Here is an 18899-nt window from a genome sequence, read left to right on the forward strand (position 1 = left end):
TTGTATGGCCGCCAGCCCATAAGCGTGTTATTGGACGGAGAACGCTGTGAATTTGCCTGCAATGTGCAACATTTGGCATGACCGCCTCGTCAGGAACTATGAAGAGCAAGCATCATTTACCAATTGCATGCACGGTGAAACATTCCGATCCGCACTCGCAAGAACGCCATATAGAGGAGGAAAATGACAGATGAACAAAATTTACAAAGTATTGGCAACCGCATCAATTTTCGCTCTGGCAGCCGTTCCAGTTGCGGCCAGCGCCCAGGAGGTTCCGCCCGCAGCCGCTCAAAGCGGACAAGGCCAGGTTCAAAATGAGGCCAAAGTGGTTCCTGCCACCTGGGGACAAATCACGAACTTCGTGAACGACAAGACCGGCAAATCCGTTACGGTTACGGGACGGGGGCTGGCTCCAAGCGATCAAAGCCAGATCGTCCTGGCCATCACGCCGGAGACCAAGATCGTCGATGCCCGCGGGAAAAGCGTTCCTCTGAAAACCGTGATCGATGAGAAAAAAGTCGTGAAGGCGTTCTACGGTCCGAATATTACGAAAAGCCTTCCGGCCCGCGGTACGGCGCTAACGCTTGTCGTTCAGGATAAGAGCTTTACCGCCATTGACGGTACCGTATCCGAAGTGAGAGAGAACGGCATCCTGGTCAAAGGAACCGATATTTACACCTCTAATGAGGACACGATTCTTCTGCACCTGGCCGATAAGGCCACCATCCTCAGCCAGGACGGCAAGGCGCTGACCAGCGGCGACATTAAAGAGGGCACGAGCATCCGGGCTTTCTATGGTCCTGAAGTGGCCATGAGCCTGCCGCCGCAAGCCGGAACGAATTATGTGATCGTGAACACAGAAGACACCGGAAGTGGTGAAACCGGAAATACAGATCAGGAACTCAAAGCCGGCACAGATGGCATCGTCACCAATACGGCGGATGGCAAAGTAACGGTCGTCGGCAAGGCGCATGACAAGGGCGGCGTCAACTACGTCATCCTCTCCGTCGATGACAAAACCCAAATCGTCGACGAAGACGGCAAGGCGCTGACCAAGGATGCCCTGAAGGCGGATATCCGCGTGGACGCATATTACAGCGATATCATGACGATGATTTATCCGGCCCAAACACATGCCGGCAAAATCGTAGTGAAGAAAGCGGAAACGGTCAGAATTGAAGGTACCGTTAAAGCATCAGACCGCGCTTCAGCCGATCAGGTCTATGTAAACGTAGGATCCGATGATTCCATCGACAACGACGTCATTCTGAACATCTCGAAAGATACGCCGGTCATCCCTACGATGGGCGGCGATACCAAGCTTCGCCCTGGCACCAAAATTATCGCCTATCATTCTCCGATCATGACCAAATCGATTCCCGGCATCACGAGTGCCGAAGCGATTATTGTGACGTCGGACGCCGATACGATACAGCCTATGTAATATCAACGTATACGCAGCTTGCATAAAAGCGCCAAAACCCTGCCGATTCTTCTGAAGAATCGGCAGGGTTTTTTGGGAGGTACGAACGTATAACTTAGGGCTGCCTGATTCACGGGCGGGACCCGTTCATCCGATAATTGGAGAGCCTCGGACGATCTTGAATCCCTTGCCGGTTCGTCCGCCGTTCCATTAGCTCTTCCGCTTTCTCCCGGCGAGCGCGACCGTCATCGGAATGATCAGCATCGTGTAGAATCCAAGCACCGTCATGCTGAGGATAAAGGCGCTCGTGTAGCTGCGCGCATTCGACTGCGATACGCCGTCCGCCACCAGCCTCTCGGCACCGCCGGCAGCGGAAGCGATAACCTTGCATGCGCCGGGAGCCGCCTGTGCCTGACCGGCCGCTGCCGGGAAGCAATCGCGCAGCCTGGCCAGCGCCGTCTGCCCCTGCTCCTCCGACAAGGCGTAGGATGTCAGATGCTGCCGCAGCTCAAGCTCGGTCCGCGCCTCCGCCTGATTGGCATAATGGCTTAATGAACTCATCCAGACGATTCCGATAAGGCCGATACCGATGGCAGAGGCGAGCTGCATCCCCGTCGTCAAAATGCCGGAGCCCGACCCGATATCCTGCTTCTCTACCTTGGACAGCACCACATTGGTCAGCGGCGCGGCGATAAAGCCTTGGCCTATGCCCAGCAGGACCAGAGCCGGCAGCCAGAACCATACGTTCGGCGACCACCCGGTGGCCCAGATCGTCAGCGCGACCGCGAAATAGCCGACGGAGGTCAGCACCGAACCGACCGTAAGGACGTGGGCTCCAATTTTGCCCGCCAGCTTCGGTGACAACAGCGAGGCCAGAAAATACCCGATGCCCATGGGCAGGATGATCAATCCGGATTTCAGGGCACTGAATCCATGCCCCATTTGCAGCAAATAGGCAGTGATCAGAAAGAAGGCGGCTTGAGCGGTCATCATGAGAAAGATCACGGCCAGGCCCAAGCTGAATGCTTTCTGACCGAACAGCCTTACGTTCATAAACGGCCGGCGTCCTTTGGCAAGCAGCCTACGCTGCGTCCATACGAATACGGCGAGGACAGGGCCGGACAGAATCAGGCTGATGATGAGCAGCGCCGGCCACCCCTCCTTCTGCCCCTGGACCAGCGGATACACCAGGAGGAGCAGTCCTGCTGCCGCCACGGCCGCACCGAACCAGTCCATCCGCGAGCGGTCCGAATCCCTTGATTCCGGAACGAACGGAGCCATTGCCAGGATGATCAATCCGATCGGGACGCTGAAGAAAAAGACCAGCCGCCAGTCGAGATGCCACGGATTCCAGCCGAGCAGCAAACCGCCGATCAGCTGGCCGGTCGAAGCGGCCAATCCCTGGGCTGCGCCATACAGCCCGAAGATCATTCCCCTCTTCTCCGGCGGGTACTGCGCCTGAATGAGGGACAGCACCTGCGGCGATATCAGCGCCGCACTAAAGCCTTGAAGCACGCGGATGGCCGTAAGCACACCGACACTGCCTGAAATGCCGCATAACAAGGATGTTAATGTAAAGCCAGCCACGCCGATCAGGAGCATCTTCCGCCGTCCGTACCGGTCGCCCAGCCGCCCGCCGATAATCAAGGCCACGGCATAGGACAAGGTGTAGGCCGAAACGACGAACTGTACGCCGTAGAAATCGGCGTGAAGCCCCCGCTGAATCGAAGGGGTTGCCACATTGATGATAAAAATGTTCGCTACGGCCATAAATACGGACAGCAGCATCACCGCCAGCATTAAACGCGGCCTCTGGCGCGGCTCAGCCGCCGCCTGCGCAAGAGGCGCGGGAATGGAATTGACCGGTTGGTTCATCGCTTGCTTCATCCTCCTCTGGCGGGTCCGGATATTTGACAGCAGCCGGAATCAGCCATTAAAATAAATGAGACAGATCTGTCTCGTTTGATAACCGTATGATACAGACAGATCTGTCTCATGTCAACAGCGAATTTACCTTATTTTAGGAACAGGTGATTAGAATGACCAAGAAGGAATCCGCCAAAGAACGGATACTGAAGGTGGCGTCCGATTTATTTTATAACGAAGGCGTGCGTGCCGTGGGGATCGATCGGATCATTGAGGAATCGGGGGTCGCCAAAGCCAGCTTTTACCGCAACTTTCCGACCAAGGACCATCTGGTCGTGGCCTATTTGGAGCTGCGTTCCAAGACCAGGATGGAAGCATTTGAAGAAATAAAGCGGCAGTTCCCCGATTCGCCAAAGGAACAACTCTACGCCCTCCTGGAGGAATTGGTTGAACGAATGAAGAGTTCCAAGTTCCGCGGCTGTCCTTTTATGAACGCCATCGTCGAGTTTCCGGATGAGGACCATCCCGGACACCAGGCAGCCATGACACACCGCTCCACCCTTTGGAAAAATGTTGAGGATATTGCCCGCCAGGCCGGCGCCCGCGACCCGGTTCAGCTCACTTACCAGCTTCAGCTGCTGAAGGAAGGCGCCATGATGAGTGCCTACATGGATAAGGGGTATTACCATGCCGAATATTTTCTGAACGCCTGCCAAGTGCTGATCGACCGGCAGTTCGATGAGCCCACTCCGTCCCGCCGGACAACCGAATAACATGGCGCCGCGGGCAGCAAACATGCGGGCAAGACCGAGGGCACCCTTCGTGCTTATTCCCGGCCTTGCCCGTTTTCATGCCTTACGACTTCGCTATCGCAAGCAGGTGGGAAGTGACGCCCACATACTCCCGGAAGGAGCGGATCCGTTCCTGCTCGAAACGGAACACGATTACCAGCTCATTCGTGTACGGCATTTCGTTAAAGATCCCCTCCGCTTGAAAGATAACGATCCCGGTATCCTCCTGCTCTACGCAGATGACCGGCGTTAGTTTGGCACTCATGCTTGCCCGTTCAAGCTCGACCAATTCCCGGAACCTCCCGGTTCCCTTCTGCTCTCCCTGCCATTCCTCAAAAGGGATCGGGACGATAAAACCAAAATCAGAGGTCACCAGCGCTTCAAACGCCCCCGTATCCCCTTCCTCAATCGCCCGGCGAAATGCATGAAACGCTTGCAGACTGCGCTCGTTTCCTTTTTCCATTGGTTCCATACAGCATCCTCCTCTATTGGGGTTGATTATGCCTTTCCAAATCTTATGAACTCATCATATCGTTTAAACACGACAGGTGCTGTCTTGTTTTTGTGATACACTTGAGAAAAAAATGAAAGGACGGGACGCCGATGTATAAATCCCAGCGGTTGATCCGGCTTATCATGCTCGTCAATGCCAAGAAAAACTTTACCCTCCGCGAGCTTGCGGATGAGCTGGGCGTGTCCCAGCGGACCATATCCAGGGACCTCATCGAGCTTGGCGAGCTGGGCATCCCCGTGTACTCCGTTCAAGGACGCGGCGGCGGTTTCCGCCTGTTAAACGAGCGGCTGCTGCCCGCAATCGCTTTTACCGAAAGCGAAGCGACCGCCTTGTTCTTCGCTTCCCAATCGCTGGCTTATTTTGGTTCCGTCCCGTTCGGTAAAGCGGCCGCTTCCGCCCTCGACAAGTTCTATCACTATCTCCCACCGGACCTGAAAGAGAGAATCAGCCGCTTAACCGGTAAAATGGCGATTTGGAGCCCCCGGCGCAGCATGCCTGCCGAGTGTCTGGAAGTGCTGCTGCAGGCGGTTATGAGTCGCAGCGCCGCAACCATTGTCTATCAATCCGGCACATCCGCGGACGAAAGAGTCATTCAGCCGATCGGCCTCTACTCGGACCAAGGATACTGGTACTGCCCTGCCTACTGCTTTACTCGTAATGCTTATCGCCTGTTCCGGGCCGACCGCATCCGCTCGGCCGTGCTGAATGAAGAGGTCTGCTGCCTTGACGAGGTTGATGAGAAAACGGTGTTTAACTGGAATGAGGATGAGCTGAAAAAGGCGCCAAAGACCGACTTCATCGTCCGATTGACTCCGGAAGGCGTCCGAATGCTGGAAGGAAACGGCAGGCTCCAGCCTCATATCGAGTGCTCGCCCGATGGCAGCGGCAGGATCGATATATCCATTCCCCGGAAGGACGTGGCGTTCTTTGCCGATATGGTCTGGTTGTTGGGGCCCGAAGCGGTCATTATAGAGCCTCCCGAAGCCCGGGAATGGGTGAACGGCCGGCTGGCCGCCATGCAGCGGCAGTACGCGGAGCGCATTCCGGAATCTGAATCTAGGCAGGTTACGGACATACCAAAAAGCCAGGCCCCTTAAGGACCTGGCTGTAGTTTATCCCATTAATTACTCTGATGCTGTAAAGTGGTGCCGTACAGGTATTTCTGGACCCACGTGCAAGTTATAATACTACAGCCGGAAGTATAAGTCTATATTTTTGGCGGATTTTTTCTATACTTAGACTTATTCTTTCACAGGGAGGGTCTAAGATGTTGAACCAAAGCGAAGCCGATGAAAGGCGTTATGCCGAATCGATGACAGACAAGCTGGGACGGGCGCTGGAAGACATCCGCGGGAAAATCTCCGCTTCCTACCGCGACGTCATCGAGGCGAAAAAATATATGTGGGAAAACATTTCCCAGCTGGATCCCGCGGAGCGGGCCGCGAACAAGGTCGACATCTCGCTTCAGATCAACTCGGGGGAGAAAGCGATCGACAAGGAGCGGAAGCTGCATAAGCTGTACCAGTCTCCTTATTTCGGCAGGGTAGACTTTCGGGAAAATGGCCTAAAAGAAGCCGATGCCTATTATATCGGGATTCATTCCTTTGCCGGGACGGACGGGCATACGAATCTGATTTATGACTGGCGCTCGCCGGTCGCCAGCATGTTTTACGATTTCGGCGTCGGGCCCGCCTATTTCCTAGCTCCGCTGGGGCGGATCGAGGGCGAGCTGACGGTGAAGCGACAGTACAAAATCAGGGACGGCCGCATGGAATATATGATCGAAAGCTCGATCAACATCGACGACGACGTCCTTCAGAAGGAGCTCAGCAGCACCTCGGACGAAAAGATGAAAAACATCGTCGCCACGATTCAAAAGGAGCAGAACGTCATCATCCGCAATGAAACCTCCGATGAGCTCATCATTCAGGGCGTGGCCGGTTCCGGAAAAACGTCGGTCGCCCTGCACCGTATCGCCTTCCTGCTGTACCGCTACAAGGAGACGCTGACGTCAAGAAACGTGCTGATCATCTCGCCGAACAACGTGTTCTCCGATTATATTTCGAGCGTTCTGCCTGAGCTCGGTGAAGAAAATATGATGGAAATGCGCCTCGAGGAGCTGGCGGAAGCGGAGCTCAAGGGGATTGCCGGCTTCCAGACGTTCTACGAGCAGGTCACCGTATTGATGGACCAAGAAGACCCGGGCATGGTCGAACGCATCCGGTTTAAGGCGACTGCCGACTTCATCCGGAAGCTGGATGAGTTTGTCGCTTATGCAGAGCAGCATTATTTTGCGCCGGAGGATGTGCAGGCCGACGGACTGCGGATTTCTTCCGCGGAGCTGCGAGCCATCTATGACGGCACCCGCCGGATGCCCGTACTGTCCAGGCTCGAGCGGACCGCAAACCAGGCTGCGGCAAACCTCAGGGACAAGGATGGACAGAGGCTGTCCGCACCCCGGATTCGCAAAATCAAGGCGGCTGTTAAAAAAATGTTCCGTGCCTCCACCCTGCTGGCGCTGTACAAGGATTTTTACAACTGGCTGGGCAGTCCGGATCTGCTTCGCATGGCAGGTCCGAAGAAGCTGGAATATTCGGATGTCTTTCCCCTCGTCTACCTGAAAATGTACTGGGAAGGAACGGCGCCGTTTGATTTCGTCAAACATCTGATCGTCGACGAAATGCAGGATTACACGCCCATCCAGTACGCTGTCCTTTCCAGGCTGTTCAACTGCCGCAAAACGATCCTCGGCGATGCCGGCCAATCCGTCAATCCCTACTCCTCCTCTTCGCTTGCCGAGATCAAAAAGGTGTTCCCGAACGCGGATACGGTAGAGCTGTTAAAGAGCTACCGGTCCACCTATGAAATAACGACCTTTGCCCAGCAGCTCAAAGACAACAGCAGCGTCGTACCCATTGAGCGGCACGGGGAGAAGCCTCGAATGGTTGCCTGCGAAGACAAGGAGGAGGAAATGGAGCGGATCCGGTCTGTCCTCCGGAAATTTGTACATTCCGGGTCGCGTTCCATGGGGATCATTTGCAAAACAAAGGCCCAGGCAGACGAGGTCTATCAAAGCCTGAGGGACGCATTTGACAACCTGTATCTGCTGGATTTCGACAGCGAGGAGTTCCGCGAGGGCATCAGCATCACGTCCGCCCATCTGGCGAAAGGCCTGGAGTTCGATGAGGTGATCGTTCCTTTCGTGAATAGCGAAGTCTACCGGAACGAGATGGACCGATCGCTGCTCTATATCGCCTGCACCCGGGCGATGCATAAGCTGACGCTGACGCACAGCGGGGCACGGACGACGTTATTAAAAGAGCCCGGGGAGCTTTAGCCCCCGGGCTCTTCCTTTTTATCCAAGATAAGATTCCAGCATCCAGACGTGCTTGTCGAGGTCCGCCTGCATCCCGATCAGCATATCTGCCGTCGGATGGTCGCCGGCGTCTTCCGCCAAACGGATCCCGTCCTGCAGCTCCTTGCTGACTACAGAGAAGTCATGGATAAGCGACTGCACCATACCGCGCGCGTCCTCTTTTCCCGTAGCTTCCGCTACCGTGCCGATTTCAAGATATTCTTTGATCGTCGCGGCCGGTCTTCCCTTGATCGTCAGGAGGCGTTCGGCGATGTCGTCCGCTTTTTGCGTAATGTCGTTGTACAGCTCTTCGAACTTCGCATGGAGCGTGAAGAACTGTTCCCCTTTTACGTACCAATGGTAGTTATGGATTTTAACGTAAAGAATGCTGAAGTTCGCCACCTGCTGATTCAATACCTGTTCCAGCGTAATTGTCGTGTTTGCCATTTGTCATCCATCCCTTCTTTATATGTTATGGACCGCCTTAGGCGATCCGGCTGACTAAGAAACTTTTGCGGCGGCCGTTCGTTACGGCTGCTTGGTGTCTTCTACGGGGACAACGGTAATGTCATCCACGTTCGATTCGCAGTGCGGGCAATAATGGCGGAGTTCGACTTCGTGGCCGCAGGCGGTATGCTTCAGGCTTTTATAGCATTTATCCAGGTGCTTCTCTCCCCACAGGATAAAAGCATGAAAGATCATTTCCATATCCCGTCCGCTTTCCGTCAATTCATACTCATACCGCGGAGGATGCGCGGAGTACAGGTTGGATACGATCAGCCCGTCCTCCTCCAGCTGTCTGAGCCGCTCGGATAACACATTCGCAGAGATCGTCGCCAGCCCCTGTTTGATCTCGTTGAACGTTTTTTTACCGACCAAAATTTCATGTATGACCATCAAAGACCATCGATCGCCAACGATGTTCAATGTCTGCGCAATGTTGCAATCCAGGTTGTAAATATTCTTCGGCATATCCATGACCCCCCGTGTATCTTTGCCTCAAATGTGGTACTGCCTTCTAATCCTACAGTGCCACAAATGACCGCTTCACGCAAACCGGCCCCAGCGCGGCTCCCGTCAGAATCCTTCCAGTACGACCTTGCCCACCGTACGGCCGGTCTCCAGCAGAGCATGGGCCTTGCGAAGATTGGCAGCATTGATCGGTGTCAGCGTCTCGCTTGTAGTGGTCCGGATGACGCCCTCGTCCACGAGGCGCGCGACTTCGTCCAGCAGCTTGTGCTGCTCGATCATATCCGGCGTTTGGTAAGTGGAACGGGTAAACATGAGCTCCCATACGAACGTGACGCTTTTATTCTTGAGCAGGGTCAGGTTGAGCAGTTCATCCGTCTCCACGATCGAGCAAATCTTGCCTTGCGGCGCGATCGCTTCCGCCATGTTCGCCCAATGCTTCTCCGTGCTGTTCAAGCAGAGGATGTAATCGACCTGCTCGATGCCGACCGCCTTAAGCTGCGGCAGGAACGCTTCAAAATGGTTGATGACGTAGTCCGCCCCGAGCCCTTTCACCCAATCGGCCGATTCCGGCCGGGAAGCCGTGCCAATGACCGTAAGGCCGGAATATTTGGAGAGCTGTGTCGCAATCGATCCGACCCCGCCGGCTGCTCCGATAATCAGGATGGTTTTGCCGGTGTTGTCCGCCTGGTTCTTGGAAACTCCAAGCCGGTCGTACAGGCTTTCCCAGGCAGTAATGGTCGTTAGCGGCAGCGCCGCCGCCTGTGCAAAGTCCAGCGTGGATGGCTTCTTGCCTACAATTCGTTCGTCCACCAGATGAAATTCGCTGTTGCCGCCAGGACGCGTAATGCTGCCGGCATAATACACTTCATCGCCCGGCTTAAACAACGTCACATCCGGACCTACCTGCTCGACGACGCCCGCGACATCCCATCCCAGCACTTTCGGTACGCTTTCCACGCGGTCTTTAGGCGAACGGACTTTATAATCGACAGGATTCACCGAGATGGCGTGGACTTTCACCAGCAAATCCTTGCCTGTCGGCACCGGCTTTTCCAGCTCGACGTCAATCAGGCTTTCCGGATGATCAATCGGTAAATACTTATATAGGCCTACGGCTTTCATCGTCTCTTTTACTTTCGTCATGGTTGTTCTCTCCCTTATAAATGTGATTTATCGTGTTAAGCTGAGTGACGTTGTGTCCGTCAATATGTAAGCGATGAGCTCGTAGAAAGAGCTCACTGGATCGCGCCGAGCAAGTCGTTAATCGTCTCCGCCATCGACGGATGCGTAAAAATGGTATCGCGGAGTACAGTGTATGGCTGCCCGGACTGCATGAACACGGACACGATGTTCACAACCTCGCTGGATTCCGCACCGAACATGGTGAACCCGAGCAGACGGTCCGTTTCGGCGTCGACGACCGCCTTCAGCAGCCCTTCCGTCTGTTTCAGCTGGCGTGCCCTCGTCGATGCGGTAACAGGTAATTTTGCCGTTTTCACGGTGTGCCCCCGCTTCAGTGCCTCCTGTTCCGTATACCCGACTTGGGCCAGCGGAGGATCGATAAACACGGAGTAAGGGACGAATCGCCGGTCGCCGGTTGTACGCGTCCGGTCGCCGAACAATTGATTCTTGAGAATCCGGTAGTCGTCCAGCGAAATATACGTAAACTGCGGGCCGCCGTTCACGTCGCCGATCGCCCAGATATGCGGCACATTGGTCTGAAGCGTCTCGTCGACCCGGACGAAACCGCGCTCCGTCACTTCAACGCCTGCGGCTTCAAGATTCAGCCCGTCCGTATTGGCCTGTCTTCCGGTGGCGACCAGTACGGCATCCGCTTGGAGTGTGTCCTCACCGTCAGGCGTGGACAGCAGCAGCTGAACGGATTCCCCTTGTTCCGTAATCCGGGACACCTTGGTCTGCAGCCGGAAGCGGATGCCCTTGGCCTCCAGCACCTTTTTGACCTCTTCGGCAATCTCCCGGTCCTCTCTCGGCATAAATACGCCGCCATTCTCAAGAACGGTCACCTCTGAGCCGAAGCCTGCATAGATGGAGGCGAATTCCAGGCCGATATAGCCGCCGCCGATGATGGCCAACCGGGAAGGCAGCTTCGCCAAGTCCAGCATTTCCGTGCTCGTATAGACATGAGCTCCGTCAATCCCGGGAATGTCAGGAAGGACCGGCTTTGCCCCCGTATTGATGAAAATCCGCTCGGCCTCGGCGAGGATGCTCCCAGCTTCCGTTTCCACCTGAACTTCGTGCGGGGATTGGAACGAAGCCGTCCCGGTCAATACCGTGATCCCCGGATGGCTGTTCAGGTTATGGAAGTTCTTGCCGCGCAGCAGGGTAACCAGCTCATCTTTCTCCTGAAGGGCGCGCGCATACTTCGCCTGCCGGGACTCCGGACCGTTCCCTTCCTCCTGCGAAACGATATGCGACTGATAGGCCAGCGCCTTAGTGGGAATGCAGCCGATATTGATGCAGGTTCCGCCATACATCAGAGGTGACTTTTCCACGACGGCGACTTTCAATCCCTGCTCGGCCAGAAAGGGGGCCAACGTTTTTCCGCCTTTGCCAAAGCCGATAATTAACGCATCGAACGTTTCCTTGATCATCGGATGATCCATCCCTTCTCGAATGAAGCTCTTACTCAATTTTTTTCTCGTCATGATCTGCTTTGCTGAGCGCTCACCTGATGTGATCGTTTCTATGTAAGTCATAATACAATACTTAGTTAGTTTTTACAACCTACTAATTTAAAAAAACTTTCTTTTTGGCTTTTTGGAACCCATTCGTTCCCTTAACGAAGGGGAAAAAGGTAAGTTTGACGCCGGTTGATCAACGGTTCCCCGCTGTTCACTGCAGCAAAAAGACAGCCGATCCTCATGGCGGCTGCCTTCCTTGAACTGCTTTATCTGCTGCTTCTTATCGTTATATTTGTCGGGTTTCGTTCCCGCCATTACATTTTCGTGATCATCCACGTTACCCCGAACCGGTCAATGACCTCACCATAATAAGCGCCCCATGGCTGAAGGGCAAAAGGATATTTGCTTTCTCCGCCCTCACTCAGCTTGGTATAGGCCGCTCTGGCTTCCGCCTCATCGGTATACGTTAAAGAAAGGCTGACGCTGCGGCTATACGATACCGGTTCAAACGCGTCGGACAGCATCAACGGATTCGTTCCCGCCACCGTTACCGCCAAGTGCATCACTTTATCCTTCATCGCCTCAGGCGCTCCGGGCGCGTCTCCGTATGTACTGACAAACTGGATTTCCCCACCGAGGGCCTCGATATAGTAATTCGCCTGGCTTCTTGCATCCACCGACATCAGATAAGCGTTCATTTGTGCTCCCATATTGTTCAACAACCTTTCACCTGTTTTTTGTCTTTACATCAATACGACGAATGCATGTCGGCGAAATCGACACGGAAGCAAAAAAAATTTTAAAAAGTTTTTTAATACAAAAAAGAGCTGCTTCCACGGTCATCTTCGCCCCGTTCGAGCAGCCCTTCAATTATAGTTATCCATCTGTTTTGTTTTTAAGGTTGAATGGATGCACCGGTCGCATACCATTTTCCGGATTTGAGTTGGAGTGTCAGCCGGACCGGCTCCCTGAACCCGAAATGCTCACCGGAGTACTGCTGGGTCACATAAGCCAGAGATACGCCGAAGAAATGCAGCGGAAATACGAAGCCGATGTCGTGAACGGCGGGGTCATACGCATACTCCTTGTCCGTCATGCCTCGCTGGACCGGATGGATGTCATGATAGACAGCCTCATCCATGTATTCGGTATAGTCCGGATCCCCGCTCATGGCTGCCACCAATATCCGTTTCGTATCGTGGGCGATCCAAGCCCCAAACCCGATGTACGCAGCCACAATAGCGATGATCAGCGATAACGCTAGCCTTTTCCCCTTCATGCCGGTCCCCCCTTGGTTATTCCAGGTTCCGCAGTTCTGAAGTACTCCCTGCTAGTGAACGAGCCGCGTAATCTGCTTCTTTTTCCATGAGAAGCGGTAGTAACTGTATACCAGAATGAAGCTGGCGATGAACGCTGCCGGATACCCGATCCAAATGCCTTCGATGCCAAGGCTTGTGTGGTACGAGAGCACATAGGCCACAGGGACCTCAACGCACCAGATCGACACGATGTTGAACACCGTCGGCCACAGCACCGTGCCGCTGGACCGCATCGTCGCCCCGTAAATCTGCGTGTGGCCGAAGATAAGGTAGCTCCACAGCGTGATCATGAGCAGCCGGTGGGCGATGTCCAGCGTATCGCTGCTCGTAATGAACCAGGACAAAATATGCTCCGAGAACAGGTACACCGGGATAATGATGATGGCCCCAATGATATAGTTGAGCATAATACCCACGCGGATGACCTGTTTCAGCCGGTCCAGCTGACCGGCCCCGATCGACTGCGCTCCCAGGACCGATACGGTCATGCCCAGGCTGATCGCCGGCATCTGGACGTAGCTCGCCACCTGGTTCCCCGCGCCGTAGGCGGCGGTTGCGTCCGAGCCGAACCGGTTGACGAAAATAATGACCGCAATCTCGGACAGCGACACCAGGATCATGCTGATACTGGACGGAATGCCGAGACGAAGCAGCAGCTTCAGCATTTCCCGGTCCATCCCCAGGTGCCTGCGCACCGAAGCGTCGAACTGCAGCGGGTGCTTCTTCCAGCGAAGATACCAGAGCATCGCGATAAAGGTCACGATCGTGGAGACGAGATTCGCGTAAGCCGCGCCGTACAGGCCGAGCTTGGGCAGCCCGATCCAGCCGAAGATCAGCACGGGCAGCAGAATCAGGTTCAGCGCCGTACTGACGATCAGAAAATAAAACGGCGTTTTCGAATCGCCCGTTCCGCGCATAAATGTCGTATAGACTGCATACAGGAACAAAAATGGCAGGCTCCAGAACATGATGCGGGCATAATGTACGGAAATGTCGATGATGTTGGACGGGGTTCCGATCAGAAGCAAAATGTCCTCGGTAAAGATGCCCCCCAGCACCGCCAGGACGATGCCGAGGATGACCGTGAAGGTCAGCGTCGTGCCGACGACCGCCTTAAGCTTCTCCTCGTTGCGGGCACCGTAGGCTTGGCCGATCAGAATGGCACTGCCCGAGCCGATCCCGATCACAAAGGATATGACCAGAAAAAATAACGGGAAAAACGCGGATATCGCCGCCAGTGCCTCAACCCCGATCCAGCGCCCCACGACGATGCTGCCGACCAGCTGGCCGACGGACTGCAGGGCGTTGCTCAGAATAAGGGGGATAAGGAAAGCGATCATGGCCCGCAGTACCGTATCCTTCTTCTCGGGAGCACCCGGCCCCGGCCTCTCGGATGGCACGGCACCGGAGGCGCCTTTTAAACCTTGCTCGGTAGAACTCATGTAAAACCATCTCCTTTAATTATCTTCCAGTAGAAAGACCGCTTCGTACCCATCAATATCCCATGTCCTTCAGCAGGCGGGACAAAATGCGGAACCGCTCGCCCAGCAGCTCACCGTCTTCGTTCAGCGCTTGGGCAAACAGCTTGATATCCTCGTCAATCATTGGATTGTCCGTGCATACCGCCACTTCCATAGCATCGCCCTGTACCCCTACACGGTCGATTGTCGTCTCTTCCGGGTCATACAGCTTGGGATAGCGGTACGCCTCGCTGAAGTAAGCGCTGCTGCGCAGGATCAGAATCGCCAGATCCAGCACCCGGTGCATCGGAAGCTCTTCGGATTGGCGCGACCATTTCTCGCCGGTATATCGCCATACCTTGGCGGAAATGTCCACCTTCCCGCGCTCGTTCCACTGGGCAAGGCCCAGGGACAATCCCTTGGCATCCGTGCTGTACGCCTTTCTGCCGTCGATGTTTTCGTAATTCTCGGATACGATGACCGGTTTATGTTTTAACGTTGTTGGGATCCTCATGGTTAGATCATCTCCACATTTTCTAATTTATCTTTCCAGATGTCGCGCAGAAGCTCCAAGTCCTCCGTATAGTCGGTTTTAGACTCATCCTTGTCGTAGGCGAGCGTGTCCACGACCTTCACTTCAAACTGGCTCTCCCCGTATTCGTTCCATTCCCGCTGCAGCTCCCTGCATTTGTGCAGCCCGGATCTTAACATAAACTGGTGCCTGTTCAGCATACTTTTCATATCCTGGGTGAAACCCAGATAGATGCGTCCGGAAGGGACACACTTGAGCATATATACACCCATTTGGGGTTTCATTTCTTTGTATTGGGCGATCAGCTCTGCCCTGCGGCTTTTATCCATCCGATTCATCTCACCTTCCCGGTTAATATTTAGTAATTTACTAAATCAGTAATTTACTAAATAACTAGATCATTTATATTACAGATATTGTATCCTGTCAAGGAATTTGGAAAACCTTAGGGATGGAATATCGGCATCCGCCCTTTTGCGATGGGGAAATTGCATTGCATTCAAATGCAGAAAAAAAGCACCCGGCCGTTAGCCAGGTGCCTCAGGGAATCGGCGCAGCCTCGCGCCTTCCTATTTATTTTCCAGCTTCGCCTGCTCCACACGCTGCTGCGCCGCCGTATAGGTGTCGATCAGCTTTTGGACGCCGAGGCCGTTGATTTCCTCCACATATTTATCCCACTCGCTTAATTTCCGCGTGCCCAGGACGAACTTGGAGAAGTTCTCTTCGCGGTATTTCTTCACAGCCTGCCCGGTCACCGACAGCACCTCGTTCTCCGCGTCAGTAAAGGCCGGCTTCGGCTGCATCGCCGGCGGATCGTATTTGGCCGCTTCCTCATAGGCCTTCTTCAAATCGTCCGAGAACAGCGACAGATGCGCATTGAAATCGATCCACGTATACGTGCCGCTCGTCTGCAGACCGGTCTGCTTCCGCATTTCCGTCACGTCGGTATACTCCGGCTTAAATTTCTTTTCCCCGTTTTCCACCGTATAAGTCTCGCCTTCCTTGCCCCAGCTGCTTAAGTTTCGCCCATCTTCACTGTAGAAAAAGTCCATATACTTCATAATTTCGTCTTTATGCTTGGAGCTCGAGGCAACGGTCAGACCGCCCTCTAGATAGTGGAAATACGGGTTCAGCTGTTTCATACCCGGCAGTCCTGCCGGCGGCGCCATGAACTGCAGGCTGTACTCCGGATTGTCCTTGCGCATCGCGTTGTTGAAGAAGTCGACGCGGCTGATGTAATCGATTGTCACAAAGGATTGGCCCGTGGACATGACGTCCTGCCACTGCTTCGTCTGGATCGACAGGAAATCCGGCGGAATCAACCCTTCCTCGTAGAAGGTATGCCACATTTCCACCATTTTCTTATAGTTGTCCTCGGTCGGTCCGAACTTCCACTTGTTGTCGTCAAAATCGTAATACACGTCCGTGCCCGTATCGAAGTTGGTCGTCAGGTTGGCGTACATTTCATCCGGTATTTGCCCGAAGCGCATCGACAGCGGATAGCTGTCCGGGTATTGCTGCTTCAGCTTTTTCAGTACTTGGTGCAGCTCCTCATAGGTCTTTGGCGGCTGCAGTCCGTTTTTCTTGAACACATCCTCGCGGTACAGCCAGATCATCCGGTTCGTCTCCCCAAAGCCCTGGTTCGGGAACATATACATTTTACCGTCCGCGGACAGCGCGGCCTTGGCTTCCTCCGGATACTGCTCCATCCACTTTTTCAGGTTCGGCATTTGGTCGACATGGTCCAAAATATTTTCCAGCGCGCCCTGGTCCCCGTATTTGTTGGAGTCCCTGCGGCTCGACATATACATGAGGTCCGGGAGATTGGCCGAGGCCATGACGAGGTTCAGCGTGTCGCTCAGCTTGCCCGAAGGCGTCTGTACGTTCAGCGTGACCCCGGTTTTCTCCTGAATCCACTTCCAGAGAGGCCAATCCTTGCTGTACGGGAAGGTCGCATTGTTGTCAAGGAGAGCCGTTAAGGTGACCGTCTCCTTCTGTCCCCCGGTTCCGGCATTTGGTGTCGTACTCGTCTCTTCCTTCTTCCCGCTGGTGCATCCGGCTGCGGCAATGACGATCAGCAGTGCGGCCAGCAGCGCTGAAGCGATCTTTCTTTTCTTCATTCGTTTCGCCCCTTTGATCAAAATTGGAACATCACAGTTATCCCTTCACCGCGCCGATCATCGACCCTTTCACAAAATATTTCTGGACGAACGGATATATGATCAGGATCGGAATGGTGGATACCATGATCGTTGCAAACTTCAGCGAATCCTCGACCACCATGTTGTCCCCGCCGATCTGCGTCACCTGCCCGGAGCTGACGCTTCCGGCAAGCACCAGATTGCGGAGAATGACCTGAAGCGGGAACAGGTCGGGATTACGTAAATACAGCAGCGGATTCATGAAGTTGTTCCAGATGCCTACCGCATAGAACAATGAGATCGTAGCGAACACCGGCTTGGATAACGGCACGATGATGCGGAAGAAGATGCCGATGTCGTTCAGCCCGTCGATCCGTCCCGATTCCTCCAGCTCTTTCGGAATGCCGCTGAAGAACGTCCGCATCAGAATGAGATTCCACGTGCTGACCGCTCCCGGGAGCACCATGCCCCAGATCGTATCAACCAGCCCGAGCGAGCGGACCACCAGAAACGTCGGGATCATGCCCCCGCTGAAGAACATCGTAAACACGATCAATAGCGTAAAGCCCTTGTGAAACGTCATATCACTGCGGGACAGCGCATAAGCGCCCATGGACGTAATGATCATCGCAATCGCCGTGCCGAGCACGGTGTAGATGATCGTGTTCCGGTAGGCCGACCAAATTTTCGGGTCTCCCAGCACCAGATCGTACATCCGGAGATTAAAGCCTTTTGGCCACAGCGTGACTTCTCCCTTCATGACGTACACGTCCCCGCTGAGCGAGACCGCAAGCATGTAAACGAACGGATACAGCGTCACGACGGCGACACCGAGCAGAATCAGCGTATTGACGATGGTAAACAGGCTGATCCTGCGGCGGCCGCGCACCTCCCCTGCACTTACCATAGGCTGGTTCCCCCCAGTCTGCGGCTGATAAAGTTGGCCGAAAAAATAAAGATGAAGCTGATGACCCCCATGAACAGATCGATGGAAGAGGCATAGCTGAAGTTCCCCTGCTCCATCCCGACCCGGTACACATAGGTACTGATGATGTCCGCCGTATCGTAAATGGCCGGGTTATACATCAGAAATACTTTCTCGAAGCCGATCTCGAGCACCTTCCCGATATCGAGGATCAGGATGATCATGATGGTCGGGGCAATGCCGGGCAGCGTCACATGCCACAGCTTCCGCCACCGGCTCGCGCCGTCGATGCTGGCCGCTTCATACAGCTGCGGATCGACCGCGGTCAGCGCCGCCAGGAAGATGATCGTCTCCCATCCGATGTGCTGCCAGATTTCCGACAGGACATAGACCGGCCGGAACCATCCCGGCTCCATCATGAAGTTGACCGGCTTGCCGCCGAGCGCGGTAATCAGCTCATTGATGATTCCGCCATTCGGGGACAGGAACATGATCACCATGCTGGCCACGATGACGTTGGAAATGAAATGCGGCAGGTAGCTGACGGTCTGCACCCATTTTTTGAACACGGCATTCCGGACTTCGTTCAGCAGCAGGGCCAGAATGATGGGCGCCGGGAAGCCGAAGACCAGCTTGTAAACGCCGAGCAGCACCGTGTTTTTCATCAGCACCCAGAAATCCGGGTTTTCAAAAAACATCCGGTAATACTTGAAGCCCACCCACTCGCTCGCCCAAATGCCCTTGAACACGTTGTAGTTTTTGAATGTAATGACGAGGCCGAACATCGGTGCATACTTAAAAATCGCGTAATACAGCAGGCACGGGAGAAACAGCAGCCATAAGTATTTGCTTCGTCTCCAGGCCCGCTTCAGCCTGCTCTGCATGGTCATGCCGCTGCGGCGCTTTACGTTCAGGCCCGGCAGGCCTGCCTCAACGATTCCCGACACTTCCGATTGTGC

18 protein-coding genes are annotated in these 18899 nt (G+C 54.6%); 4 read left to right on the top strand and 14 right to left on the bottom strand.

From position 1 onward, the window contains the following. Nucleotides 1-190: 190 nt before the first annotated feature. Nucleotides 191-1444: a peptidase gene (locus GCU45_RS14945; RefSeq protein WP_152399498.1), complete on the top strand. Its 1254-nt coding sequence runs from the start codon at nucleotides 191-193 to the stop codon at nucleotides 1442-1444. Nucleotides 1445-1633: 189 nt separating this feature from the next. Here the strand turns inward: GCU45_RS14945 and GCU45_RS14950 are convergent, their stop codons facing one another. After that, nucleotides 1634-3298, bottom strand: coding sequence for an MFS transporter (locus GCU45_RS14950; protein ID WP_167527145.1), 1665 nt, complete (start codon nucleotides 3296-3298; stop codon nucleotides 1634-1636). 164 nt (nucleotides 3299-3462) lie between these two features. Between GCU45_RS14950 and GCU45_RS14955 the strand changes: the two genes are divergently transcribed. Further along, complete coding sequence (locus tag GCU45_RS14955; protein WP_152399500.1) at nucleotides 3463-4062, top strand: TetR/AcrR family transcriptional regulator; 600 nt, start codon at nucleotides 3463-3465, stop codon at nucleotides 4060-4062. 82 nt (nucleotides 4063-4144) lie between these two features. On the opposite strand, the gene GCU45_RS14960 is transcribed toward GCU45_RS14955, so the two are convergent. Further along, on the bottom strand, nucleotides 4145-4552 hold the full coding sequence (locus tag GCU45_RS14960; RefSeq protein ID WP_244364075.1) for a nuclear transport factor 2 family protein: 408 nt from the start codon (nucleotides 4550-4552) through the stop codon (nucleotides 4145-4147). A 131-nt stretch (nucleotides 4553-4683) separates the two neighbouring features. Here GCU45_RS14960 and GCU45_RS14965 point away from each other — a divergent pair, with 131 nt between their 5' ends. Continuing rightward, nucleotides 4684-5691 carry a helix-turn-helix transcriptional regulator gene (locus tag GCU45_RS14965; protein ID WP_152399501.1) on the top strand — a complete coding sequence of 336 codons (1008 nt, stop codon included), beginning with the start codon at nucleotides 4684-4686 and terminating at the stop codon, nucleotides 5689-5691. A 170-nt stretch (nucleotides 5692-5861) separates the two neighbouring features. Further along, nucleotides 5862-7931: a HelD family protein gene (locus GCU45_RS14970; protein WP_152399502.1), complete on the top strand. Its 2070-nt coding sequence runs from the start codon at nucleotides 5862-5864 to the stop codon at nucleotides 7929-7931. 18 nt (nucleotides 7932-7949) lie between these two features. Here the strand turns inward: GCU45_RS14970 and GCU45_RS14975 are convergent, their stop codons facing one another. The 12 genes from GCU45_RS14975 to GCU45_RS15030 form a co-directional block, all read right to left on the bottom strand. Next, nucleotides 7950-8396: a Dps family protein gene (locus GCU45_RS14975; protein WP_145138775.1), complete on the bottom strand. Its 447-nt coding sequence runs from the start codon at nucleotides 8394-8396 to the stop codon at nucleotides 7950-7952. Between the two features lie 81 nt (nucleotides 8397-8477). Next, on the bottom strand, nucleotides 8478-8921 hold the full coding sequence (locus GCU45_RS14980) for a winged helix-turn-helix transcriptional regulator (protein ID WP_152399503.1): 444 nt from the start codon (nucleotides 8919-8921) through the stop codon (nucleotides 8478-8480). Between the two features lie 105 nt (nucleotides 8922-9026). Beyond that, nucleotides 9027-10064, bottom strand: a complete 1038-nt coding sequence (locus GCU45_RS14985) for a zinc-binding alcohol dehydrogenase family protein (RefSeq protein WP_152399504.1) — start codon at nucleotides 10062-10064, stop codon at nucleotides 9027-9029. A gap of 92 nt (nucleotides 10065-10156) precedes the next feature. Further along, on the bottom strand, nucleotides 10157-11533 hold the full coding sequence (locus tag GCU45_RS14990; RefSeq protein ID WP_152399505.1) for an FAD-dependent oxidoreductase: 1377 nt from the start codon (nucleotides 11531-11533) through the stop codon (nucleotides 10157-10159). A gap of 344 nt (nucleotides 11534-11877) precedes the next feature. Then, nucleotides 11878-12273, bottom strand: a complete 396-nt coding sequence (locus GCU45_RS14995) for a VOC family protein (RefSeq protein WP_152403097.1) — start codon at nucleotides 12271-12273, stop codon at nucleotides 11878-11880. Between the two features lie 185 nt (nucleotides 12274-12458). Beyond that, on the bottom strand, nucleotides 12459-12842 hold the full coding sequence (locus GCU45_RS15000) for a hypothetical protein (RefSeq protein ID WP_152399506.1): 384 nt from the start codon (nucleotides 12840-12842) through the stop codon (nucleotides 12459-12461). 51 nt (nucleotides 12843-12893) lie between these two features. Beyond that, on the bottom strand, nucleotides 12894-14222 hold the full coding sequence (locus tag GCU45_RS15005; RefSeq protein WP_244364627.1) for an MATE family efflux transporter: 1329 nt from the start codon (nucleotides 14220-14222) through the stop codon (nucleotides 12894-12896). A gap of 154 nt (nucleotides 14223-14376) precedes the next feature. After that, a complete protein-coding gene (locus GCU45_RS15010) occupies nucleotides 14377-14856 on the bottom strand; it encodes a DUF6530 family protein (RefSeq protein ID WP_105445818.1) in 480 nt (159 codons plus the stop codon). Between the two features lie 2 nt (nucleotides 14857-14858). Beyond that, nucleotides 14859-15203 carry a GIY-YIG nuclease family protein gene (locus tag GCU45_RS15015; RefSeq protein WP_167527146.1) on the bottom strand — a complete coding sequence of 115 codons (345 nt, stop codon included), beginning with the start codon at nucleotides 15201-15203 and terminating at the stop codon, nucleotides 14859-14861. Between the two features lie 240 nt (nucleotides 15204-15443). Further along, nucleotides 15444-16994 (bottom strand): extracellular solute-binding protein, encoded by a 1551-nt coding sequence (locus GCU45_RS15020; protein ID WP_152399509.1) that lies wholly within the window; start codon nucleotides 16992-16994, stop codon nucleotides 15444-15446. Nucleotides 16995-17031: 37 nt separating this feature from the next. Beyond that, nucleotides 17032-17922 carry a carbohydrate ABC transporter permease gene (locus tag GCU45_RS15025; RefSeq protein WP_152399510.1) on the bottom strand — a complete coding sequence of 297 codons (891 nt, stop codon included), beginning with the start codon at nucleotides 17920-17922 and terminating at the stop codon, nucleotides 17032-17034. Continuing rightward, nucleotides 17916-18830, bottom strand: a complete 915-nt coding sequence (locus tag GCU45_RS15030) for an ABC transporter permease (RefSeq protein WP_152403099.1) — start codon at nucleotides 18828-18830, stop codon at nucleotides 17916-17918. Before GCU45_RS15030 ends, GCU45_RS15025 begins: the two co-directional genes overlap by 7 nt. Nucleotides 18831-18899: the final 69 nt, after the last annotated feature.

The sequence above is a fragment of the Paenibacillus cellulositrophicus genome (genome assembly GCF_009363095.1).
Lineage (GTDB): Bacteria > Bacillota > Bacilli > Paenibacillales > Paenibacillaceae > Paenibacillus_AQ > Paenibacillus_AQ favisporus.

Bases quoted from the DNA above. Each gene is read 5' to 3' on its own strand.
- GCU45_RS15005 (WP_244364627.1), bottom strand. From the start codon at position 14,222: ATGATCGCTTTCCTTATCCCCCTTATTCTGAGCAACGCCCTGCAGTCC.
- GCU45_RS15000 (WP_152399506.1), bottom strand. From the start codon at position 12,842: ATGAAGGGGAAAAGGCTAGCGTTATCGCTGATCATCGCTATTGTGGCT.
- GCU45_RS14980 (WP_152399503.1), bottom strand. From the start codon at position 8,921: ATGCCGAAGAATATTTACAACCTGGATTGCAACATTGCGCAGACATTG.
- GCU45_RS15015 (WP_167527146.1), bottom strand. From the start codon at position 15,203: ATGGATAAAAGCCGCAGGGCAGAGCTGATCGCCCAATACAAAGAAATG.
- GCU45_RS14950 (WP_167527145.1), bottom strand. From the start codon at position 3,298: ATGAACCAACCGGTCAATTCCATTCCCGCGCCTCTTGCGCAGGCGGCG.
- GCU45_RS15025 (WP_152399510.1), bottom strand. From the start codon at position 17,922: ATGGTAAGTGCAGGGGAGGTGCGCGGCCGCCGCAGGATCAGCCTGTTT.
- GCU45_RS14970 (WP_152399502.1), top strand. From the start codon at position 5,862: ATGTTGAACCAAAGCGAAGCCGATGAAAGGCGTTATGCCGAATCGATG.
- GCU45_RS14995 (WP_152403097.1), bottom strand. From the start codon at position 12,273: ATGGGAGCACAAATGAACGCTTATCTGATGTCGGTGGATGCAAGAAGC.
- GCU45_RS14955 (WP_152399500.1), top strand. From the start codon at position 3,463: ATGACCAAGAAGGAATCCGCCAAAGAACGGATACTGAAGGTGGCGTCC.
- GCU45_RS15010 (WP_105445818.1), bottom strand. From the start codon at position 14,856: ATGAGGATCCCAACAACGTTAAAACATAAACCGGTCATCGTATCCGAG.
- GCU45_RS15030 (WP_152403099.1), bottom strand. From the start codon at position 18,830: ATGACCATGCAGAGCAGGCTGAAGCGGGCCTGGAGACGAAGCAAATAC.
- GCU45_RS14965 (WP_152399501.1), top strand. From the start codon at position 4,684: ATGTATAAATCCCAGCGGTTGATCCGGCTTATCATGCTCGTCAATGCC.
- GCU45_RS14985 (WP_152399504.1), bottom strand. From the start codon at position 10,064: ATGACGAAAGTAAAAGAGACGATGAAAGCCGTAGGCCTATATAAGTAT.
- GCU45_RS14945 (WP_152399498.1), top strand. From the start codon at position 191: ATGAACAAAATTTACAAAGTATTGGCAACCGCATCAATTTTCGCTCTG.
- GCU45_RS14990 (WP_152399505.1), bottom strand. From the start codon at position 11,533: ATGATCAAGGAAACGTTCGATGCGTTAATTATCGGCTTTGGCAAAGGC.
- GCU45_RS14975 (WP_145138775.1), bottom strand. From the start codon at position 8,396: ATGGCAAACACGACAATTACGCTGGAACAGGTATTGAATCAGCAGGTG.
- GCU45_RS14960 (WP_244364075.1), bottom strand. From the start codon at position 4,552: ATGGAACCAATGGAAAAAGGAAACGAGCGCAGTCTGCAAGCGTTTCAT.
- GCU45_RS15020 (WP_152399509.1), bottom strand. From the start codon at position 16,994: ATGAAGAAAAGAAAGATCGCTTCAGCGCTGCTGGCCGCACTGCTGATC.